This is a genomic window from Flavobacterium sp. FlaQc-48 (assembly GCF_044007335.1).
Lineage (GTDB): Bacteria > Bacteroidota > Bacteroidia > Flavobacteriales > Flavobacteriaceae > Flavobacterium.
Genome location: NZ_JBIPCR010000008.1, coordinates 21,078 through 40,494 on the forward strand (window position 1 = coordinate 21,078; position 19,417 = coordinate 40,494).

19 protein-coding genes and 5 tRNA genes are annotated in these 19,417 nt (G+C 33.5%); 12 read left to right on the top strand and 12 right to left on the bottom strand.

Annotated elements, in window-relative coordinates; translation table 11 throughout:
- Positions 1-114: 114 nt before the first annotated feature.
- The 4 genes from ACHRWY_RS13840 to tgt form a co-directional block, all read right to left on the bottom strand.
- Positions 115-1,068: an acetyl-CoA carboxylase carboxyltransferase subunit alpha gene (locus ACHRWY_RS13840; protein ID WP_395355391.1), complete on the bottom strand. Its 954-nt coding sequence runs from the start codon at positions 1,066-1,068 to the stop codon at positions 115-117.
- 112 nt (positions 1,069-1,180) lie between these two features.
- The gene (locus ACHRWY_RS13845; RefSeq protein ID WP_395355393.1) at positions 1,181-2,068 is read right to left on the bottom strand and encodes a DMT family transporter; all 888 of its coding nucleotides are present in this window, start codon (positions 2,066-2,068) and stop codon (positions 1,181-1,183) included.
- Positions 2,055-3,143, bottom strand: a complete 1,089-nt coding sequence (locus ACHRWY_RS13850) for an LptF/LptG family permease (RefSeq protein ID WP_395355394.1) — start codon at positions 3,141-3,143, stop codon at positions 2,055-2,057. The genes ACHRWY_RS13845 and ACHRWY_RS13850 overlap by 14 nt, the downstream gene beginning before the upstream one ends.
- Positions 3,144-3,243: 100 nt before the next feature.
- Positions 3,244-4,374, bottom strand: a complete 1,131-nt coding sequence (gene tgt, locus ACHRWY_RS13855; protein WP_099709251.1) for a tRNA guanosine(34) transglycosylase Tgt — start codon at positions 4,372-4,374, stop codon at positions 3,244-3,246.
- 499 nt (positions 4,375-4,873) lie between these two features.
- Here tgt and ACHRWY_RS13860 point away from each other — a divergent pair, with 499 nt between their 5' ends.
- From ACHRWY_RS13860 to ACHRWY_RS13870, 3 genes are all read left to right on the top strand, one after another.
- The gene (locus ACHRWY_RS13860) at positions 4,874-5,191 is read left to right on the top strand and encodes a hypothetical protein (RefSeq protein WP_395355396.1); all 318 of its coding nucleotides are present in this window, start codon (positions 4,874-4,876) and stop codon (positions 5,189-5,191) included.
- Positions 5,192-5,526: 335 nt separating this feature from the next.
- On the top strand, positions 5,527-6,375 hold the full coding sequence (locus ACHRWY_RS13865; RefSeq protein ID WP_395355398.1) for a transketolase: 849 nt from the start codon (positions 5,527-5,529) through the stop codon (positions 6,373-6,375).
- A gap of 74 nt (positions 6,376-6,449) precedes the next feature.
- Positions 6,450-7,403 carry a transketolase family protein gene (locus ACHRWY_RS13870; RefSeq protein ID WP_395355400.1) on the top strand — a complete coding sequence of 318 codons (954 nt, stop codon included), beginning with the start codon at positions 6,450-6,452 and terminating at the stop codon, positions 7,401-7,403.
- A gap of 191 nt (positions 7,404-7,594) precedes the next feature.
- On the opposite strand, the gene ACHRWY_RS13875 is transcribed toward ACHRWY_RS13870, so the two are convergent.
- Positions 7,595-8,794 (bottom strand): FKBP-type peptidyl-prolyl cis-trans isomerase, encoded by a 1,200-nt coding sequence (locus ACHRWY_RS13875; RefSeq protein ID WP_395355401.1) that lies wholly within the window; start codon positions 8,792-8,794, stop codon positions 7,595-7,597.
- Between the two features lie 79 nt (positions 8,795-8,873).
- On the opposite strand from ACHRWY_RS13875, the gene ACHRWY_RS13880 reads away from it, so the two are divergent.
- The gene (locus tag ACHRWY_RS13880; protein ID WP_395355403.1) at positions 8,874-9,263 is read left to right on the top strand and encodes an RNA-binding S4 domain-containing protein; all 390 of its coding nucleotides are present in this window, start codon (positions 8,874-8,876) and stop codon (positions 9,261-9,263) included.
- 109 nt (positions 9,264-9,372) lie between these two features.
- Positions 9,373-9,873: a phosphoribosyltransferase domain-containing protein gene (locus ACHRWY_RS13885; RefSeq protein ID WP_395355405.1), complete on the top strand. Its 501-nt coding sequence runs from the start codon at positions 9,373-9,375 to the stop codon at positions 9,871-9,873.
- Here the strand turns inward: ACHRWY_RS13885 and ACHRWY_RS13890 are convergent.
- On the bottom strand, positions 9,865-10,383 hold the full coding sequence (locus tag ACHRWY_RS13890; RefSeq protein ID WP_395355407.1) for a shikimate kinase: 519 nt from the start codon (positions 10,381-10,383) through the stop codon (positions 9,865-9,867). The two genes, ACHRWY_RS13885 and ACHRWY_RS13890, sit on opposite strands and share 9 nt — an antisense overlap.
- Positions 10,384-10,510: 127 nt before the next feature.
- Between ACHRWY_RS13890 and ACHRWY_RS13895 the strand changes: the two genes are divergently transcribed.
- The 3 genes from ACHRWY_RS13895 to ACHRWY_RS13905 all read left to right on the top strand — a co-directional run bounded on the left by ACHRWY_RS13895 (position 10,511) and on the right by ACHRWY_RS13905 (position 10,820).
- Positions 10,511-10,583: transfer RNA gene (locus tag ACHRWY_RS13895), tRNA-Lys, on the top strand.
- Between the two features lie 40 nt (positions 10,584-10,623).
- Positions 10,624-10,696, top strand: a tRNA-Lys gene (locus ACHRWY_RS13900).
- 41 nt (positions 10,697-10,737) lie between these two features.
- Positions 10,738-10,820 (top strand) — tRNA-Leu (locus tag ACHRWY_RS13905).
- 317 nt (positions 10,821-11,137) lie between these two features.
- Here ACHRWY_RS13905 and ACHRWY_RS13910 read toward each other — a convergent pair.
- The 4 genes from ACHRWY_RS13910 to ACHRWY_RS13925 all read right to left on the bottom strand — a co-directional run bounded on the left by ACHRWY_RS13910 (position 11,138) and on the right by ACHRWY_RS13925 (position 14,203).
- Positions 11,138-11,746 carry a hypothetical protein gene (locus tag ACHRWY_RS13910; protein ID WP_395355408.1) on the bottom strand — a complete coding sequence of 203 codons (609 nt, stop codon included), beginning with the start codon at positions 11,744-11,746 and terminating at the stop codon, positions 11,138-11,140.
- Positions 11,747-11,851: 105 nt separating this feature from the next.
- On the bottom strand, positions 11,852-12,067 hold the full coding sequence (locus ACHRWY_RS13915; RefSeq protein ID WP_395355410.1) for a hypothetical protein: 216 nt from the start codon (positions 12,065-12,067) through the stop codon (positions 11,852-11,854).
- A gap of 184 nt (positions 12,068-12,251) precedes the next feature.
- Positions 12,252-12,683: a hypothetical protein gene (locus ACHRWY_RS13920; protein ID WP_395355411.1), complete on the bottom strand. Its 432-nt coding sequence runs from the start codon at positions 12,681-12,683 to the stop codon at positions 12,252-12,254.
- Between the two features lie 353 nt (positions 12,684-13,036).
- On the bottom strand, positions 13,037-14,203 hold the full coding sequence (locus ACHRWY_RS13925; protein ID WP_395355412.1) for a serine hydrolase domain-containing protein: 1,167 nt from the start codon (positions 14,201-14,203) through the stop codon (positions 13,037-13,039).
- Between the two features lie 386 nt (positions 14,204-14,589).
- Here ACHRWY_RS13925 and ACHRWY_RS13930 point away from each other — a divergent pair.
- From ACHRWY_RS13930 to ACHRWY_RS13940, 3 genes are all read left to right on the top strand, one after another.
- A tRNA-Lys gene (locus tag ACHRWY_RS13930) sits at positions 14,590-14,662 on the top strand.
- A 38-nt stretch (positions 14,663-14,700) separates the two neighbouring features.
- A tRNA-Lys gene (locus ACHRWY_RS13935) sits at positions 14,701-14,773 on the top strand.
- Positions 14,774-15,187: 414 nt separating this feature from the next.
- Entirely contained in the window at positions 15,188-15,829 is a 642-nt protein-coding gene (locus ACHRWY_RS13940) for a hypothetical protein (RefSeq protein ID WP_395355413.1), read from the top strand.
- A gap of 114 nt (positions 15,830-15,943) precedes the next feature.
- On the opposite strand, the gene ACHRWY_RS13945 is transcribed toward ACHRWY_RS13940, so the two are convergent.
- Positions 15,944-16,213 (bottom strand): hypothetical protein, encoded by a 270-nt coding sequence (locus tag ACHRWY_RS13945; protein WP_395355416.1) that lies wholly within the window; start codon positions 16,211-16,213, stop codon positions 15,944-15,946.
- Between the two features lie 461 nt (positions 16,214-16,674).
- Between ACHRWY_RS13945 and ACHRWY_RS13950 the strand changes: the two genes are divergently transcribed.
- Complete coding sequence (locus ACHRWY_RS13950) at positions 16,675-17,493, top strand: hypothetical protein (protein WP_395355417.1); 819 nt, start codon at positions 16,675-16,677, stop codon at positions 17,491-17,493.
- 306 nt (positions 17,494-17,799) lie between these two features.
- Here the strand turns inward: ACHRWY_RS13950 and ACHRWY_RS13955 are convergent, their stop codons facing one another.
- On the bottom strand, positions 17,800-19,272 hold the full coding sequence (locus ACHRWY_RS13955) for a phytoene desaturase family protein (RefSeq protein ID WP_395355418.1): 1,473 nt from the start codon (positions 19,270-19,272) through the stop codon (positions 17,800-17,802).
- Positions 19,273-19,417 lie beyond the last annotated feature (145 nt).

Sequence of the window (19,417 nt, forward strand, 5' to 3'; positions counted from 1 at the left end):
AAGAACGCTATTGAGTTATAACTATTAATTGTTTATAAATAAGATTATTTTGTTCATAACCAAAAAAAAATCCGAAACTGTAAGGCTTCGGATTTTAAATCATTTTACATGAATTTACTCTTTATACTCGCCCATATTACTGTATTTGTCCATTCTTTGGGCAATTAAGTCGGCTGTTGATAAGTCTTTCAATTCATTATATCCTTTGGTGATGTATTCCGCTACTGTTTTAAAAGTAGTTTCGCGGTCGTAATGCGCTCCACCTAGTGGTTCTGGTATTACATCATCTACTAATTTTTGTTTTTTCATGTCAGATGAAGTCAATTTTAAAGCATCTGCAGCACGTTCTTTGTACTCCCAGCTTTTCCATAAAATAGACGAACACGATTCTGGTGATATTACAGAATACCATGTGTTTTCTAACATATATACTTTATCACCAACACCTATTCCTAAAGCTCCTCCGGAAGCACCTTCACCAACAATAATGGTAATAATTGGCACTTTTAAGCGAACCATTTCAAAAATATTTCTGGCAATTGCTTCACCTTGTCCACGCTCTTCAGCTTCAAGTCCCGGGTATGCACCAGGAGTATCTACTAAAGTTAAAACCGGAATTCCGAATTTCTCTGCCATTTTCATCAAACGCAAAGCTTTACGGTATCCTTCCGGATTTGCCATACCAAAATTACGGTACTGACGTGTTTTAGTATTAAAACCTTTTTGCTGACCCACAATCATAAACGACTGACCGTTTACTTTTCCTAATCCGCCCACCATCGCTTTATCATCCTTAAAGTTTCGGTCTCCATGAAGTTCCAGAAAAGTATCTCCACAAATCGCTCTGATATAATCCAAAGTATAAGGTCTGTTTGGATGCCTTGATAATTGAACTCTTTGCCAGGCCGTAAGATTTTTGTAGATTTCTTTCTTAGTTTGTTCTAATTTTTTGTTGATTTCCTTGCAGGTTGGTGTTACATCAACATCAGATTCTTTTCCAATTATAACACACTTTTGTAACTGTTCTTCAAGTTCTTTTATTGGAAGCTCAAAATCTAAATATTCCATGGATTTTTGAATTTTGTTTGTAAATCGAACCGCAAATATAAAAATATTATATCATTGGTATAGTTAATTCGTGTTTAAAATATAAAAATGCAATTTAAAAATAAGGAAATTATTACACTTCTTTCTTATTTTTATAATGTTTAAAAACGCCATTTAAGATAACTGTAATCACAATTATCAAAGCGCCAATATAAAATTCCATACTCATTTTTTCTTTTCCTCCCAGAATAAAATAGGCCAGCATAATTCCGTAAACAGGCTCTAGATTAGTCGTTAACATTACCGTGTAAGGAGTTAATTTCTGCATTACTTTTACTGATGCCGTAAATGCATAAGCGGTACAAACCGAAGCTAAAACAAGCAAAAGAGCCCAATTATGGAGTGACATTGTAAAAAAATCAGCCGTGAATTTTCCTTGTATTAAAAAATAAACAGAAATAAAGAAAACCCCTGCCCCAAACTCATAAAATGTAATCACTGACGGATCGTGTTCTGTTATCAACTTACCGTTCATCAGGGTAAATAAGACCCCGAGAATAATTGCAGCAAGTGCATAATACATACCATGCAGGTACTTAACTTCGACCTGCATTATTAAAGCTAAACCGGCAATAATGATTAATCCGAAGAAAACCTCATACCACAGAATTTTTCTTCCATAAAAAAGGGGCTCTAACAAAGAAGCAAAAAATGCTCCTAAGGAAAATATCGACAATGTTATAGAAACATTCGAAACATGAATCGCCCGAAAAAAGAAAATCCAATGCAGGGCAATCAGTAAACCAACAAAAATTAATTTAGCAAAAGACTGTGCAGAAACTACAAATGATTGTTTTTTATATACTATAAAAGCAGCCAGAAAAACTCCGGCAAGAAGCATTCTAAACCAAACCAAATTTTCGGCATCAATGGTGATTAAAGCACCAAGAATAGCCGTAAAACCCCAGATAAAAACAATTAAATGAAGATTTAAATAACTTTTTAAATTATCGTTTCGCATTATGTAATAAGTAAACTGCCAGAATTCCGAAAACAATATTCGGGAACCAGACAGCTAATAAAGGTGAGAATGTAGATTTTTCGGCCAGTGTACCGAATATTTTATCAAAAAACACAAATGAAAAGGCAATTGCAATACCAATAGCTAAATTAGTTCCCATACCTCCACGGCGTTTCATTGAGGAAACAGCTACAGCAATAATGGTAAGAATGAAAGCTGAAACCGGTACACTGTACTTTTTATAAAGCACCACCAAATACGTATTGATATTTCCCGAACCTCTTTTTCGTTCTTTTTCAATAAAATCAATCAGTTTTCCAAGCGGAAGCGTTTCAGCAATATAAACTACAGGAGTCAAATCGGCTAATTCAAATTTGAAAGCCACGTTTTTTTCAGGTACTTTATCGATCTTATCATTTAATCCGCCAAGCGTTCTTTTCGTATAATCATATAAAACGTAGATTTTCTTTTTGGGGTCCCATTTTATACGACTGGCAGTGATTTTATAGGTTAACTTTTCACCTTCAAAATGTTCTAAAGTGAAGTTAAAAGCGGTTTTAGATTCTTCATTAAAACTATTTACAAAAATAAAATCATTATCATTAATTTGCCTGTATACGTTGGTATTTTCACCACGCATAAGTTGTTTTCCGTTTCCTTTCAGATAGGTATACCTAAAATTATTAAAACCTTCACTGGCAGCAGGAACGATAAAAAACCCCATTAAAAGTACAAATACAGAAACGATCGTCGCACCAATAATATAGGGCCTTAAAAACCTGGTAAAGGAAATTCCGGAACTCAAAACAGCAATAATTTCGGTATTATTTGCCAGTTTTGAGGTAAACCAAATTACTGACAAAAATAAAAAAATCGGAAACAAAGAGTTCGCAAAGTAAACGGTAAAATTGTAATAATAGATTGCAATTGCAGTAAAAGGAATTTTATTTTCCAGCATTTTATTCACCTTTTCCGAGACATCAATTACAATTCCGATCGGAATAAATAATAAGATCATCACCGAGAAAGTGGCCAAATATCTTTTTAAAATATATTTATCTATTATCGTTAACATAGATTTGTTTTGTTGTTTTGTTTTTTTGTTGTTTCAGGTTTCAGGTTTCACGTTACTCAGGGCAACTTGAAACTTGAAACTAAAAAAACATGAAACTCTTCTATAATCTTTGGCTCATATTTTTAACCATCATTTCTTTCCATGGTCTAAAATCTCCTGCTAAGATATGTTTTCTGGCTTCACGAACCAACCACATATAAAAACCAAGATTATGAATCGTTGCAATTTGTTTTCCTAAATATTCGTTAGCGGCGAATAAGTGACGCAAATAGGCTTTTGTATATTCAGTATCTACAAAAGTATGCCCCATTTCATCAATTGGCGAAAAATCAGCCTCCCACTTTTTATTCTTGATATTGATTGTTCCGTTTGCCGTAAACAACATACCATTTCTGGCATTACGGGTTGGCATCACGCAATCGAACATATCAATTCCTAACGCAATATTTTCTAATATATTTATAGGAGTTCCAACTCCCATTAAGTAACGTGGTTTATCTTCCGGTAAAATCTCACAAACCACTTCGGTCATGGCGTACATTTCTTCAGCAGGCTCCCCTACTGATAAACCTCCAATAGCATTACCTTGTTGTCCTGAGTTAGCAATATATTCAGCCGATTGTTGACGCAAATCTTTATATGTACTTCCCTGAACAATTGGAAAAAACGTTTGTTCGTAACCGTATTTATAAGGAACTTTATCTAAATGATTAATACAACGATCCAGCCAACGGTGCGTCATGTGCATCGAACGTTGCGCATATCTGTAATCACAAGGATAAGGCGTACATTCATCAAAAGCCATAATAATATCAGCTCCAATCGTACGTTGAATTTCCATTACACTTTCGGGTGAAAAAAAGTGATAAGAACCATCAATATGCGATTTAAACTTTACCCCCTCTTCCTTAATTTTTCTGTTATTCGAAAGAGAATAAACCTGATATCCGCCAGAATCCGTCAAAATATTACGATCCCAGTTCATAAATTTATGCAATCCGCCTGCTTTTTCAAGAATTTCAGTTTGCGGACGTAAATATAAATGGTATGTATTTCCAAGAATAATATCCGGATTGATATCTTCCTTAAGCTCACGCTGGTGCACTCCTTTTACAGATGCAACCGTTCCAACGGGCATAAAAATAGGCGTTTCAATTACGCCGTGATCTGTAGTTATACTTCCCGCTCTTGCTTTAGATTGCGGATCTTTTTGTAATAAATCAAACTTCATCTGTGTCTTTTTTCAGTCGGCAAAGATAGGCTAATTTCAGGAAATTTAAATGAGATAATTTGTCAATTAGAAAATCAGGTAATTAGACAATTTATCAATTAGATAATTGAGGTAATAAATAAACAATGCTGAACCCAAAACTAAAAACTTCTGCCCTGTAAAATTTAACACATAACATTTTTTTGGGCGTTACCCAAGGGTCGGGCTATCCGCTATATCTTTTGTTCCGGAGGATATTGTTTTTAATCCGGACAAAACATTTGTCACAAAAGGATACCGCTTCTATCCCTAACGCAAAAAACGAGACAGAATTACAAGAAATTTTCAATTTTAAAAAAATCAATCAGATAAAAATCTACTTACTTTACCAGATGCGAGTGCAAAAAAATAAACATCAGTTAATTAAGAATGTGAATACTACAACATCCTGATTTAAAAAATGTAACACTTCATGATCCTTGATTTCATAACTTTATGCAACACTTTAAAGATAGAAATCATGATAAATTCAGAAGAAAAAAATACTCCAGGCGAAAACGAAATCGAAAAAAATCTGGAACAACTCGATTATCCGGCATCGGAAGACATTTATAATAATGAAGAAAAAATAAAAGATATCGATCCGGACCATATTACCAACGGAAAAACAATCGACCAAAAAGAAGGCGAATGGAACGAAAACAGCTTTAACATTGACAAAGAAGATAAGTTGGGAGATGACTTAGATGTTCCCGGATCTGAACTTGATGATGAACAGGAAGAAATAGGATCTGAAGATGAAGAAAACAATTATTACAGCGAAAGCGATACCAATTAAACAATATTTTTTCCGCTGATACTGGTATAAAAAATCAAATTATTATTTTAGCCACAGATTATACAGATGAGCATAGATTTTTTTTAAATCTTCTTACTCTTTTAATCCGTGGCTAAACTTTTTTCAATAGTCAGGTCGCGAATTTTCAATACTATATTAAAAGAATCAAAATGAAGAACATCTAATTTCAAAAACCTAAAACAAATTGATGTTTTTTTCATGATCAATAAAAAAAGAATCAGAATTTAACAATTATAACAAACTAAAGCAAAAAATCATTTGTCTCCCCGCAAAATAACAATTACTTTTGCAACAGTTTAACTTTTACATATAAAATGAAGCCTAACACACAACAATTAAGCGATTTAACTATCCAAGTAAGAAGAGATATTCTTCGAATGGTACATGCTGTCAACTCAGGTCACCCAGGTGGTTCACTAGGTTGTACTGAATTTTTGGTTACACTATACCAAAATATTATGGAGCGCAAAGAAGGTTTTGACATGGACGGAATTGGAGAAGATATTTTCTTCCTTTCAAATGGACATATTTCTCCTGTTTTTTATAGCGTATTAGCACGTAGCGGTTATTTCCCTGTTTCAGAACTTGCAACTTTCAGATTATTAAACTCCCGTTTACAAGGACATCCAACAACTCATGAAGGATTACCTGGAGTTCGTATAGCTTCTGGCTCATTAGGACAAGGTTTATCTGTAGCTCTTGGTGCTGCACAAGCTAAAAAACTAAATGGTGACAATCATATCATTTATACTTTACACGGAGACGGTGAACTACAAGAAGGTCAAAACTGGGAAGCGATCATGTATGCTTCTGCTAAAAAAGTAGACAATATTATTTCGACTATTGACCTTAACGGAAAACAAATCGACGGAACAACTGACGAAGTTTTACCAATGGGAAGTATTCGTGCTAAATTTGAAGCTTTTGACTGGGACGTTCTTGAAATCAAAGAAGGAAACAGTATTGATGCTATACTTGCAGGTTTGAATGATGCTAAATCAAGAACAGGAAAAGGAAAACCGGTTTGTATTTTATTACATACCGAAATGGGTAATGGAGTTGATTTTATGATGCATACTCATGCATGGCACGGAAAAGCACCTAACAATGACCAACTGGCAAGTGCTTTGAACCAAAACATCTCAACTTTAGCAGACTATTAAAAAACAGCTTTAAGGTTTAGCAGTAAGCTTTACGCCTATTGCCTATACCTATTGCGTACAGCAAAAAAAATAAAATGAAAAAATATACAAATACAGGAAGTAAAGACACTCGTTCTGGTTTTGGAGCGGGAATGACTGAACTAGGTCAAAAAAACGAAAATGTTGTAGCACTTTGTGCAGATTTAATTGGATCATTAAAATTTGATGATTTCAAGAAAAACCACCCGGAGCGCTTTTTTCAAATTGGTATTGCAGAAGCTAACATGATTGGTATCGCGGCCGGTTTAACTATTGGAGGAAAAATTCCTTTTACAGGAACCTTCGCTAACTTTTCTACAGGAAGAGTTTACGATCAAATTCGTCAATCTGTTGCTTATTCTGATAAAAATGTAAAAATTTGTGCTTCTCACGCCGGTTTAACACTTGGTGAAGATGGAGCAACACACCAAATCCTGGAAGATATTGGATTAATGAAAATGTTGCCTGGAATGACTGTAATCAATACTTGCGATTACAACCAGACTAAAGCAGCTACATTAGCATTGGCAGATCATCACGGTCCTGCTTATTTGCGTTTCGGACGTCCTGTAGTACCTAACTTTACTCCTGCTGATGAACCTTTCGTAATTGGAAAAGCGATTTTATTAAACGAAGGAACCGATGTAACGATTGTTGCAACAGGGCACTTAGTTTGGGAAGCTCTTATTGCTGCCGAAGCTCTTGAAGCAAAAGGAATTTCTGCTGAAGTAATCAACATCCATACTATTAAACCTCTTGACGAAGGCGCCATTCTAAAATCACTGGCAAAAACAAAATGTGTAGTAACTGCAGAAGAACACAACATTCTAGGAGGTCTTGGAGAAAGCATTTCAAGAGTATTAGCTTTAAACACTCCTGCCCCACAAGAATTTGTAGCCGTTAATGATAGTTTTGGTGAGTCGGGAACTCCTGAACAATTAATGGATAAATACAAATTAAACAATCAGGCAATTGTTGAAGCTGTAGAAAGAGTGATCAAAAGAAAATAATTTTTAGATTTTCTTACTTATAAAAAAACCTCGAAAAGTGATTTTCGAGGTTTTTTTTCATCAAAACTAAACAAATACCTTTTTCGTTTGCTTAAAAAAAATAAAGAAAAACTTCATCTTCAATATAAAAAGAGCAATGAAGCAAAAAAAACCTCGAAAAGTATTTTCGAGGTTCTATATAGAGATTAAATTTAATTCTGTTTTATCGGATAAGTTTTATCCAAATGAATTCTTAATCTTGGATTAGCCGTATAATCTTCCGGCAAATAAGCTTTGACATTAGTCGAAGACTCTGGTTTACCAGGATCTGCAAGTGCTCCGGTTGGTCTTCTAGGAATTCCTCTAGGCTCTCTTTCATCTATGTTTGGCGTTAACGGATTATCTACTAAAATAGGATCCCAAGGATAATACAATCTCACTCCATAATCTACACCATTTACTATACCAACCTGCCCTGTTGGCTTGGTAACCTCAAATCTTGTGGTAAAACCATCTCCATCATCATCAAAATCCAGAAAATCTGAAATACCATCTCCATCTGTATCATCCACTAAACCAGCTGGTGGGTTAGGATATTTATCCGGATTCAACTTAAAGTCATACAAATAGCCATCACCATTTATATCTTCCAAATAATCAGGAACACCATCACCAAGAAATATACGACCTCCGGTACTGGTAGAAATAGTAAACTCATTATCCATCCTTTGAAGGTCAAATAATTTAAAACTAAAAACTAAAGGAGCATATATCGGGATAGTACCTTGCGACTGTCCATAGTATGCTAAACCAGAAGGTAAAAACATAACACCCGCACCAAAATCAGTATAAGTAACAACACCACTACTAGCGTTTGTACTTGAGGTACCGGTTTTAAATTTTGGAAAAATCTCTGACCAGCCTTCTACAAATACTGCACTTTCATTCGCGTAAGGAAATAAATTAAAACTTCTTGGATATCCATAAGAGGAATCAAAAACAGTATTATCTAATAAAGTACCCGTATAAGAAGTTACAATTTTATCTGTATTCGTAGGCGATTCACCAGATCCTTTTCTTAAAGTTAAATAATACACTTTATAAGTGACATCATTACTGTAGACATCTCTTGATTCTAAAGGATACGTTTTTTGGTCCCAAATCGAAACATTTCCGTCACCGGCTACTATTTTTTTAATCACTACGTCCTGATCCTGTGGAGTTCCCGGGCTATTAGTAACAGTGATATAATTTGTTTTTAAATATTTAATAATAGAATCATTATCTGCTTTATACTGTACAGCGTAATCTCTTAAAGGAACGGTTACTGCATCATCATCATCACTTTTATTACAAGAAACCAAAGAAATACCTGCAAGCAATAAAATAAAATAATATTTAAATTTATTCATTATTGTTAATTTTTTAAGTGCGCAAGATACAATATTGATTTATTTTTGTAAAGAATTTAACTTTGATTTTAGAAAAATTATGAGAATAGATAAATACCTCTGGTGCGTGCGCTATTACAAAACCAGAAACATGGTAACCGAGGCCTGTAAAAAAAATCACATTACTGTAAATGGGCAAGTTGCCAAACCATCTAAAGAGGTTTTTCCTACTGATAGAATTACCTTTAGAAAAGATCAGATCACACAAATTATCACGGTTCTGGACATTCCGGAAAGTCGTGTAGGTGCCAAACTGGTTGACATCTACAGAAAAAATGAAACTCCTGCCGAAGCTTATGCCCATTTAGAGTTGTTAAAACTATCCAAAGAGCATTATCGTAAAACTGGCACAGGAAGACCTACCAAAAAAGACCGAAGAGACATCGACGAATATGGTGAAGATATTATAGACGAAGAAGAAACGGAATAAAATTTCAAATAATCTAAAACGAGAAGCCGAATATCAAAAATGAGAATCCGGACTTTCAAGATTAGAATTTCAAAACCTAAAATTTGTATTTTAGCCAAAAAAATAAATCATGAGCAAAAATATCATCTTAACGAATCAGGAAATCGAACATAAAATAAAACGTATTGCATATCAGATCTACGAGACTTTTGTTGATGAGGAAGAAATTGTAATTGCCGGAATCGCTTCAAACGGATCTGTTTTTGCTGAAAAAATCGCTTTAGCATTAAGTAACATTTCTACGCTTAAAGTATCACTTTGCGAAGTTAGGATTGACAAACAAAACCCACAGTTGCCCATACAAACTTCATTGACTCAAAAAGAGTACGAAAACAAAGGGTTAGTCCTTGTTGATGATGTTTTAAATTCGGGGACTACATTGATCTATGCTGTTCGTCATTTCTTAGACGTACCGTTAAAGAAATTCAAAACAGCAGTACTGGTAGACAGAAATCACAAAAAATATCCCGTAAAAGCCGATTTTAAAGGAATATCGCTTTCTACCTCCTTATTAGAGCACGTTCAGGTTGTTTTTGACGAGAATGGCGATAACTACGCGTTTTTAAGCTAGAATTTCCAGAATATCCTGAACGGTTTCTTCGACAGCTTTATCATCTACCGAAACTTTATGTTGCGCATGGTTGTAATAAAAGCTTCTGTCGAATAAATGTTTTGCGATAAATTCTTTCATTTCATCTTCATTCATATTAGCGATTAACGGGCGTTTGCTTTTGTTATGGATTAACCTATTATATAAAGTTTCTATAGAAGCCTTTAAATAGATCGAAGTAACACCATCGCTTTTTAATAATTCATGGTTATTGGCATAACAAGGTGTTCCTCCGCCCAAACCTATAATGCTGTTTTCTGAAGATTGAAGCAATTCTACAAACATTTCGTGTTCTAATTTTCTAAAATGGATCTCTCCGAATTGTTCGAAAATCTCATTTATCGATAAATTTGCTTTTTTTTCGATGCATTTATCTAAATCTAAAAACGGAATTTCTGTAATTTTTGATAAATTTTGGGCAATAGTTGACTTTCCGCAACCCATATATCCTAATAATATAATCTTTTTCATTTTAATAATAACCTATAAACTAAGGCGTTGTAAATTTTGAGTAAAAAAAGACAAATTTATAATAAAATTGCTTGCAAATATCAAAAATAACTCCTTATATTTGCACCCGCATTCAAGGAAAGAATATGACTCGATAGCTCAGTTGGTAGAGCACATCACTTTTAATGATGGGGTCCTGGGTTCGAGCCCCAGTCGGGTCACAAAATTTGTGATTTAACAAATACTTTTCTTGATAGCAATGACTCGATAGCTCAGTTGGTAGAGCACATCACTTTTAATGATGGGGTCCTGGGTTCGAGCCCCAGTCGGGTCACAAATGGTCGAGTATTAATTTACTTGACCTTTTTTATTTAAGGCCACGTGGAGAAACGGTAGACTTGCCATCTTGAGGGGGTGGTGCTCGTAAGGGCGTGTGGGTTCAAATCCCACCGTGGTCACTAGAAAAAATGAAAGCCTGTAAAGTATATATTTTGCAGGCTTTTTTATGGTTCGAAAATTATTCTCATAATTTTTATTCTTTTACCACATCAGTATATACGCTAAATTTTGGTTCGAACTCCGTCAAGTCTCTAAATTTCTAGAACATCATTATTATTTGCATATTGAAGATAAAGTTATTAAGTTCACTTTGTCAACGTTCTGGTGCTAAATGAGGTTTGGGAGTAAATTAAGACCATTCTTCGGATTTGCCAGATCTTCAAATACAAACCAATTTTTCCGTTAAATCTAATGCTCAAATTGCTTGTAGCGTGTTTTATCTGTTGTTTTTTCTTTTCAATAACATTATTACAACAAGTACAATTAAAATAGTAATTAGACTTAATAGGATATATATCGTTTTCTCTTTCGTTTTCAGTTTTTCTTGATAAGTGTTTTCGATTAAACCAATTTGATATGATATATTATTTTCAAGTTTTATCATTCTAACGCCACTTGTGTCTGATGTGTATTCTTGATATAGTTTTTCAAGAGTTTGTAATTCTTCTTTTTCTACATTTTCCAATATGTTAGTTCTAGAACAAATTGAAGAAGTCAAAGTTTGACTTTCTGCTTTTGCATAAATTAAATATGTTTTACCAAGTTGAAACATAAAATCACAACTTGCAGAACTTTGACTCAAAATTGTTCTTAATTCTCTTCCAGGATAGATTTCTGATTTATATGAATTTAGAATTCTACAGGTATATGAATAAATTTTTGCGCCATTATTTCCATAAAGTAAAGTATCAACTTTTATAATTTCTCCTGTGAATATCTCGTTCGCACTTTCCCAATTTTTAGTAATTGCTGGAACTCCAGCACAACTACAAGAATAGCTTTTTAAACTTATGATAAGCAATAATATTACTAGAAGTTTATTCATTTTTTCATTTTAAGATAATGTTGTTCAAAATAACAGGTAACGTTCTGGCGCTACACGAGGTTTGGGATTAAATTAAGGCTTTTTTTTGGCGCTCGAGAAATAGCTCTATTCATCTTCTTGTTCTTTAATTTTGTTCCATCGTTTTTCAAGTTCATTCAATTTCGTTAAGAACTCATCATCTTCAAGATAGAATATTTTTGGATTAGCTTCCTCAGGCTTTATTATGCACATAATTAGTTGTCCTAATCTAAAATCAGGATTTGAAAGCCACAGATTTTCAAGTTTTTCAATAATGGGTTTTATTCTGTTTTTATCTCGCATATTTTAAATTTCTGTTACACTTGCCAGTTTTCGAAATGACTTATAACGTTTTGATTCTACAAGCGGTTAACGGGCTATGAAAATGATTGTTTTTCGGTTTAACTAAAATATAAATAAAAACAATAATCCCACTAAATCCTCAAATCGATCGAAAGAACTGTTATCTATTGGCTTTTAGTACAATTTAAATTTTCAACCACCATTTCATTGTTTTTATTTTTTCATTTTGGATGTCATTCAATTTTTGAGCATCAAATTCAGTCAATGTATTTTTGAGTGATTCGAGTCCATAATTTTCCTTTAGCCAAAAAGGGAATTCTTCAACACTTTTATTCCAATTTTCGATTGTAGATTTTAGGATAGTACTTAAATCAATTTGTGTTTTTGGTTTTAGCTTATTTAATATTATTCCAGCATATTTTTGGTCGGTATATTGAGTGTTTTGTCTATCTACATTTTCGAATATTTTAATTATGGCACTTACAATTATTTCGTCCATAACGTTATCCAACCTATCAATAAGTTGTCTTATTCTTAAATCTCCTATCTTATCCATTAAGTCAATAGACAAATAAAATTCTTTTTGAAAATCATCTGTTGTTTTTGGTATGTTCATCTTGTTTAAGCTTGTTGCTAACTTATATGCATGTCCGACATTATATATTGGCTACACCTGATAAATCTAAGTATTTTCTTCTTTTCAAAAATAAGCTTTTTAATTCATTACTTAGGAGGGATTTAGATTTACACTCGAACCTCACAAAATTAGACCTCATTTAAGATTTTTAAATCGTCTAACAAATGATTCGAATTCTGTACCGTCAAGGTCACTATAAAAAACCTATTTCGTTATGAAGTAGGTTTTTTTTATACCATTATTTTTTTTTCTAAATTACTGTAAATCATACAAAAAGGCCCTAATAAAGCTCCCGATAAAATTGTAAAAATCAAAAGCTATTACACTTTGACTTACTTGCCAATATCCGGAACATAGAATCCAGCTATTTTTTCAATGATTTCTTCTGGAAATATACCCGTAAGGTTTGCAAAAAGAATAATAGTGAGATTATCTTTTGGGTAAATAACAAAAGCTGCACGTCCTCCGCCAAGAGAGGCAACTGCAGAATGGTTGGTTCGAATAATTACCGGCCAACCCAAAGCATAAGCATTTAAAAGCCCTCCAAAACCATCGTAAGATCCATTACTTAATTTTACAGGCTCCCAAATAGTACCAATATCTTCATTTTTATCAAGAAGTTTACCCGTTTGCAGGCCCGTTATCCATTTTGCCATTTCCTCTGCTGTTGTAAATGCACCAGCATCGGTTATCATCTTTGACGGGAACTCCTCATAGGTTTCCCGTAATTTAGTTCCTTTTACATATTCACCGGATATTTTGTCCTGACAATAATAAGTATAGGTAGGGCATTTATTTTCAATAACATCATAAGAGTTCCCGTAATATACCTGTTTCATTTTTACTATATCAAACTGCTTTTTTCTTACAAATTTTTCAAATGCTGTTCCACTGCATTTTTCAATAATACGTTGTAAAATATAATAGTTTGTAGCATTATAATTAAACTTTTCTCCAACTTCGGATTGCAATGGTATTTTTTTGACTTTTAACCAAGCTGAATCTTGTCCTTTATTACTAATTAACCCCTTATCATCCTCAATATCCGGAAGCCCGGAGGTATGACTCATCAATTGTTTGATTGTGATTCTTTTCCAATTTTCCGGGATAGAATCGATATAATTGGAAATATGGTCATTAATATTGAGTTTATTTTGTTCTTGCAATTGCATTATCGCAACTGAGGTAAAAACTTTAGAAATAGAATTGATTGAAAAAAGGGTGTTTTTTTTCACAGGTGTAGAAAATGGCACTGTTGCAACTCCAAGTGCTTCAGATAACAGAATGGTATTACTTCTAATTATTACCAACTGACAACCAGGAATTTTTTTCTCCTTCATTTCTTTTTTAAGATAGTCAATCACTTCTCTTTTTCTATTTTGAGACCAAACAAAATTTCCAAAAAAAAGCACCATCAATAAAATAAAAATTTTAGTTCTCATTATAATATACCGTTTATCAAATTTACATATAACTCGCTTATATTTAACACAAAACAACTTCAATCAGTCAATTTTAAAAAATTCAAGCCTTTTTTATTGGTTTAATTACATATCACTGTTTTTATTAGATATTTTCTTTGGACCAAATGTTTTTACACTTTTCTTTAAACTATTGTCAAGATTTTTTTTTTAAACAAACCTCTGAAATTTTAAAAATAAAAAAAAGTCAATTTCATTTAGAGCTTTCAAATCCTCTTTCAAAAGGCTCTAATTCTTTATTATTAGATCACTAAAAAGGTAAGAGAGATACAACTTATTTTATTTTATTTTGATTATATCCCTTGTACACCCTATTAATTCTACATTAAATTTAACTTAAGAAAAGGTATTGTTATATCAAAAATAACTCCCTATATTTGCACCCGCGTTCAGGGAAACAATATGACTCGATAGCTCAGTTGGTAGAGCACATCACTTTTAATGATGGGGTCCTGGGTTCGAGCCCCAGTCGGGTCACAAATTGTGATTCACCATATAAGTTTCCTGAAAGCAACGACTCGATAGCTCAGTTGGTAGAGCACATCACTTTTAATGATGGGGTCCTGGGTTCGAGCCCCAGTCGGGTCACAAAAGGTCGAGTATTAATTTACTTGGCCTTTTTTTTATTTAAGTCCATATGAAGAAACGACAGAGTGGCCATCTTGAGGGCGTAATACCCATAAGCGCATGTGGGTTTAAATCGCAACGTAGTCACAATAAAATTTTAAAAACTGCGGATATAGATTCTCAGGCTTTTTTTTACTTTTCATAAAACCTCTATTTATCGGGATACTGATTCGAACCCCGTTAGGGATCTTCAATTTAAAGAGCTAACCTTTTTTGTTTTACAGCACAATAACTCCTTAACTTTGTCCCTGCTTTGCTTATTATCTTAGCTACATACCTTTGGAGGCTATAAAAGATTAAAAACGCAGAAAATACTCTGACAAATTCCTAAACAGGCAGGCATGATAATGTTAGCTACAATTTAAACAGATCAAAATGGGATTAGATTACGATTACAGAATATACATTAAAAAAGAAAACCTTAAGAGGGCTTTACAATTCGTTCATGAACATTCAGACAGAAAAAGAGTGTCATTTGAAATCACTAATGACCAACTATATAAAATTGACGAGTATGCTAACGGACAAATATTAAAAACTTTGCTTCATGACTTTGGCATAAATCAAAGAATATATACTTCTATTGCAGTTGAGCAAGATGATAGTGTAATGGAGTATCATCTCTATGATCTGACACAAAATTATCAGCCAGACTCTTTAGATGAATCTGACTTTATCGAATATTATAAAAGCCAGGATAACAAATGGTGGATAGGGCAAATTGAAATTCACATTAACGACTATTCTTCAAAAATCACAGATGGGGTGGAGCTTCAATTTTGGGCACTTACAAGTCACATGAGCAGGCTTTTTGCTGAATCAAAATCAATTGACAAATATTTTAAGGAATTATGCAAAGCCACAGAAGCAGACTATGGCTGCATTTATATGGAGGACAGCGGCTATAGACTTATATGGGCAAAAGATAAAGAATATAATTTAACAGTGCCTGTTTTATGGAGCAGTTTTGAAGAGCACGGTTTTATCAAGGTAATTAGTGATATTATGAAAATATAAACTGCATTTAAAGTGGGTTTAATATGTCTTTTTAGTTCTTCAATAGGCAAATCAGAACAAAAGTAAAATTCTATTTTTTCAGCTACTTCTGATTTATGAATTTCTAACTTATTTTTAAAAAAAATCCGACTTCCAGCAGATCGTTATTTGCCTGCTTTGAGAATCAGGAGAAACAATGTCGGCATTAGCAAAAACAAAATCATCCTTTTCCTCTATTTCAAGTTCATTTGCTCCAGGAATCAAACTATAAAAATAATCCTGAAAGAAATTTTCATATTCAAGTTTGCTTTTAAGTTTTTTTTCTAATTGACTGGATAATTCTTTTTTAAAGCTTTCTGAAAAGTGATATTCGTCTTCGCTAAAGTATAAAATCCAATCTTCCATTTGAAAATCTATTTGTTTTCTTTTACTATTTACACCAATTTCCTTTAAACGTTAAACACTTTATTGATAAAAAAACAACCTCATTTGCTTTGTTTAGAGCAATCTATGTCGCTATTTTTTTACAATAACTAATATAGAACTAATTTAATTACAAGTTATTAAATTAGTTTAAATGCTTTAGACACTTCTAACCAACTACAAATAGCCCTTAAAAAAGCGATTAATAGATATGTTTGTCGAAAATATTAAAAACACATACAAAATCAGAGTATCTTTACCCGTAATTGCGATAAAGAATATGCTGATCATGAACCCGTTCTCCTTTTCATAAGTCAAAAATTCCTGCTTCAGGTCATAAGTTATAACAAACAAATTCACTAATAAATAACAACCATTGCTAGTTCAATTCCTTCTTAGGCTTTTTATTAGTTTTTTGCATTCAACCTTAATAGCTATACTATATGACATTGATTTCCAAAGAAAAATTTTCTGAAGCTGCCGGCCTTTCAAAAATTCCTATCCCGGGATTATCCTCTTACTTAATGAAAGTAATGAAAATTAACAATTTAAATGCTATTGTAAAAGAGGCAGGGAATCTCGAGGGTGCAGATTTCGCTAATTATGTCTTAACGAAAATTGGTGTAAAAGTCCAATTTGATGCGGGCGAGTTGCTTAATATTCCTCTTGAAGGAGCGTTTATCGTAGTGGCCAATCATCCGTATGGCGGTATCGAATCACTAGCTTTATTGAGTACACTTGCAAAAATACGCCCCGATACGATGTATATGGGGAATTTTTTATTAAAAGAAATTCCAAATCTTGAAAAATGCATTATTGCGGTAAATCCTTTTGAGAATGTGCAAAATTCTGCAAGTATTACAGGATTAAAAATGACCCTAAAAGCTTTGGCAGAAGGTACTCCTGTTGCGATATTCCCTGCCGGAGAAGTTTCATCGTATAACTTTAAGACAAGCGAAATTACAGATCCGGAGTGGCATCCTGTAGTAGGAAAAATTATCTGCAAAGCAGATGTGCCTATTTTACCCATCTATTTTCATGGAAATAATGGTTTTTTCTTCAGTATGCTAAAATCAATTCATCCTATGTTACAGACTTCAAAACTAATTTCGGAACTCTTTAACAAACAAGGACACGAGCTAAAGATGACGATTGGAAAACCTATTTTTTTAGCCAGGGAAAGAGGCAAAGCTTCCGATCCGCTTATGCTACAAAATCTTAGAAGCAAACTGTACGCACTCAAAAATCAATTGCACAATTAAAGTTATATACAGCCTGTTTAATGCTGGCTTCAAAAATAAAATAATGCCTTTATTCCTTTAAAATCTTCGGATTCTCAATGAAGAGATCAGTAAACAAAAAACCTATTTCCTAATGAAATAGGTTTTTTTTTATGTCTTTTGAGCGATATAATGCATCTTCTTTTGTAATTCGCCAAAATCAGTACTGTGGCAGTAACAGTACTTTTTGTTCATATAAATGCTGATGAATCTGCATTATTGTCAAACTATTTTGTCCGCAATTACGGAGTAAGAGATAAAGCTTTCGTCTGAGTTGGTCGAGGGGCTTTATTTTTCAGCATATTCACTCGCTATTCGGCCTGAAATTAAACCCGCAACAGTTCCAAGTCCCGGCCAGGTGTTATCGCCAGCCAGCCAAAAATTCCTGACTCCAATATCTTGCGGAATGGCTTTAGAATTTGAGTTTTTCAAGGTTTGCTTAAATCCTCCAACGCTTCCGTTTATTCTGCCTGTAAACTTTTGATATGTTCGTGGTGTCCCTATTTCGTAAATAATTGGGTTATGAGCCAGATCCGGATATACTTTTCTTGCCTGTGCTATTAAGTACTGCCCAATATTTTGCTTTTTTGCCTGATAAGCTGTTTCAGTTAAATTTTGCCATTCCAAAACTTCGCAATGTGTCGAAAGCATCACAGCCCTAAATCCTGCTGGCGCAGAAATAATATCATCTTTGGCCGAAATTGAAATAAACATATTGTTGCCGTTCCCCAATTTCGTTTCATAATCAAGTAAAATCTGATGATGTGTTAAGGTATGATTAGAAACTTCTAACTCCGGAACACCCAGAAAAACAACAATCGCGCTTCCCTGATATTTTTCATTTTGAGTTAAATAGCCTTGTAATTTCTTTTGAATCAAATCCGGGCTAATGCCGTAGGTTAAGTCAATTGTCAATGAACTAATTATTTTCTTTGCCTTAAAAGTTCCTTTTGTTGAGGTAATATTCCAGCCTTCCTGAACTTGTTCGAAATTTACAATTTTATTCCCTCTTTTTATTGTTCCTCCCATTTCAAGATAATTGGCAGACAAATAATCCCAAAAATGTTTCATTCCGCCATTTGCCCGCATGAGGCCAGCGCCCCGAATGGTTGTTCCTAATGCCGAGTTAATAAACGGGGCTTCTTGGACACTGCTATGAACAGTATCCTCGATTAACATAGATAATAATCCTACCAATGGTTTCTCGTTCTCGAGTTTATATTTTTTCAAAACATCGAGCATTGTCGAATTGATATACCTCAACAAATACAAATTACGGATTCCTATTGTTCTTACTGCCCTAATCAGGTCTTTTAGGTTTTGAATAGGCAATTTGGCATTTTGCCGGCTTGCGTTCCAAAATACTTCGGTTACTTTATCCATAAGTTTCCAGAACTCAATATGGTTTTTAGTAGAACCTAATTTTTCCAGACGTTCCTTTTGCCATTTATCAAAATCCCGAAACAACACTACTTCCCTATCCGGCAACCAGGCAATGTAATCGATATATTCGCCTTTAGGGATTTCTAAATGAATATCTTTAAAAAAGTTTCCGCCAACACCACCCTCTACAAAATCGACCAAAGTTGTTGCGCCAACATCAAACGAAAAACCTTTTTTAGAAAAAAATCCGGCGCAACCTCCTAATTGACCATGAGCTTCGAAAACAACGGTATTAAATCCTTTGCTTTGTAATCGTAAAGCAGTTGAAAATCCTGAAATCCCACCTCCAAATATTGCTACATCGTATTCTTTACTCATTTAGTTTTGTTCATAATTATATTGTTCAGAGAATATTTTTACTTAAATAGCTTCAATGATTTTAATTCAGAAAATTTCAAGTATTTAAAATTGTTTCTTATCGTGCTAATATATAATTAATTTTACTACAAAATCCAGACTATCT

Excerpts from the sequence above, each read along its gene's own strand:
- ACHRWY_RS13840 (WP_395355391.1), bottom strand. The coding sequence starts at position 1,068 with ATGGAATATTTAGATTTTGAGCTTCCAATAAAAGAACTTGAAGAACAG.
- ACHRWY_RS13845 (WP_395355393.1), bottom strand. The coding sequence starts at position 2,068 with ATGCGAAACGATAATTTAAAAAGTTATTTAAATCTTCATTTAATTGTT.
- ACHRWY_RS13850 (WP_395355394.1), bottom strand. The coding sequence starts at position 3,143 with ATGTTAACGATAATAGATAAATATATTTTAAAAAGATATTTGGCCACT.
- tgt (WP_099709251.1), bottom strand. The coding sequence starts at position 4,374 with ATGAAGTTTGATTTATTACAAAAAGATCCGCAATCTAAAGCAAGAGCG.
- ACHRWY_RS13860 (WP_395355396.1), top strand. The coding sequence starts at position 4,874 with ATGATAAATTCAGAAGAAAAAAATACTCCAGGCGAAAACGAAATCGAA.
- ACHRWY_RS13865 (WP_395355398.1), top strand. The coding sequence starts at position 5,527 with ATGAAGCCTAACACACAACAATTAAGCGATTTAACTATCCAAGTAAGA.
- ACHRWY_RS13870 (WP_395355400.1), top strand. The coding sequence starts at position 6,450 with ATGAAAAAATATACAAATACAGGAAGTAAAGACACTCGTTCTGGTTTT.
- ACHRWY_RS13875 (WP_395355401.1), bottom strand. The coding sequence starts at position 8,794 with ATGAATAAATTTAAATATTATTTTATTTTATTGCTTGCAGGTATTTCT.
- ACHRWY_RS13880 (WP_395355403.1), top strand. The coding sequence starts at position 8,874 with ATGAGAATAGATAAATACCTCTGGTGCGTGCGCTATTACAAAACCAGA.
- ACHRWY_RS13885 (WP_395355405.1), top strand. The coding sequence starts at position 9,373 with ATGAGCAAAAATATCATCTTAACGAATCAGGAAATCGAACATAAAATA.
- ACHRWY_RS13890 (WP_395355407.1), bottom strand. The coding sequence starts at position 10,383 with ATGAAAAAGATTATATTATTAGGATATATGGGTTGCGGAAAGTCAACT.
- ACHRWY_RS13910 (WP_395355408.1), bottom strand. The coding sequence starts at position 11,746 with ATGAATAAACTTCTAGTAATATTATTGCTTATCATAAGTTTAAAAAGC.
- ACHRWY_RS13915 (WP_395355410.1), bottom strand. The coding sequence starts at position 12,067 with ATGCGAGATAAAAACAGAATAAAACCCATTATTGAAAAACTTGAAAAT.
- ACHRWY_RS13920 (WP_395355411.1), bottom strand. The coding sequence starts at position 12,683 with ATGAACATACCAAAAACAACAGATGATTTTCAAAAAGAATTTTATTTG.
- ACHRWY_RS13940 (WP_395355413.1), top strand. The coding sequence starts at position 15,188 with ATGGGATTAGATTACGATTACAGAATATACATTAAAAAAGAAAACCTT.
- ACHRWY_RS13945 (WP_395355416.1), bottom strand. The coding sequence starts at position 16,213 with ATGGAAGATTGGATTTTATACTTTAGCGAAGACGAATATCACTTTTCA.
- ACHRWY_RS13950 (WP_395355417.1), top strand. The coding sequence starts at position 16,675 with ATGACATTGATTTCCAAAGAAAAATTTTCTGAAGCTGCCGGCCTTTCA.
- ACHRWY_RS13955 (WP_395355418.1), bottom strand. The coding sequence starts at position 19,272 with ATGAGTAAAGAATACGATGTAGCAATATTTGGAGGTGGGATTTCAGGA.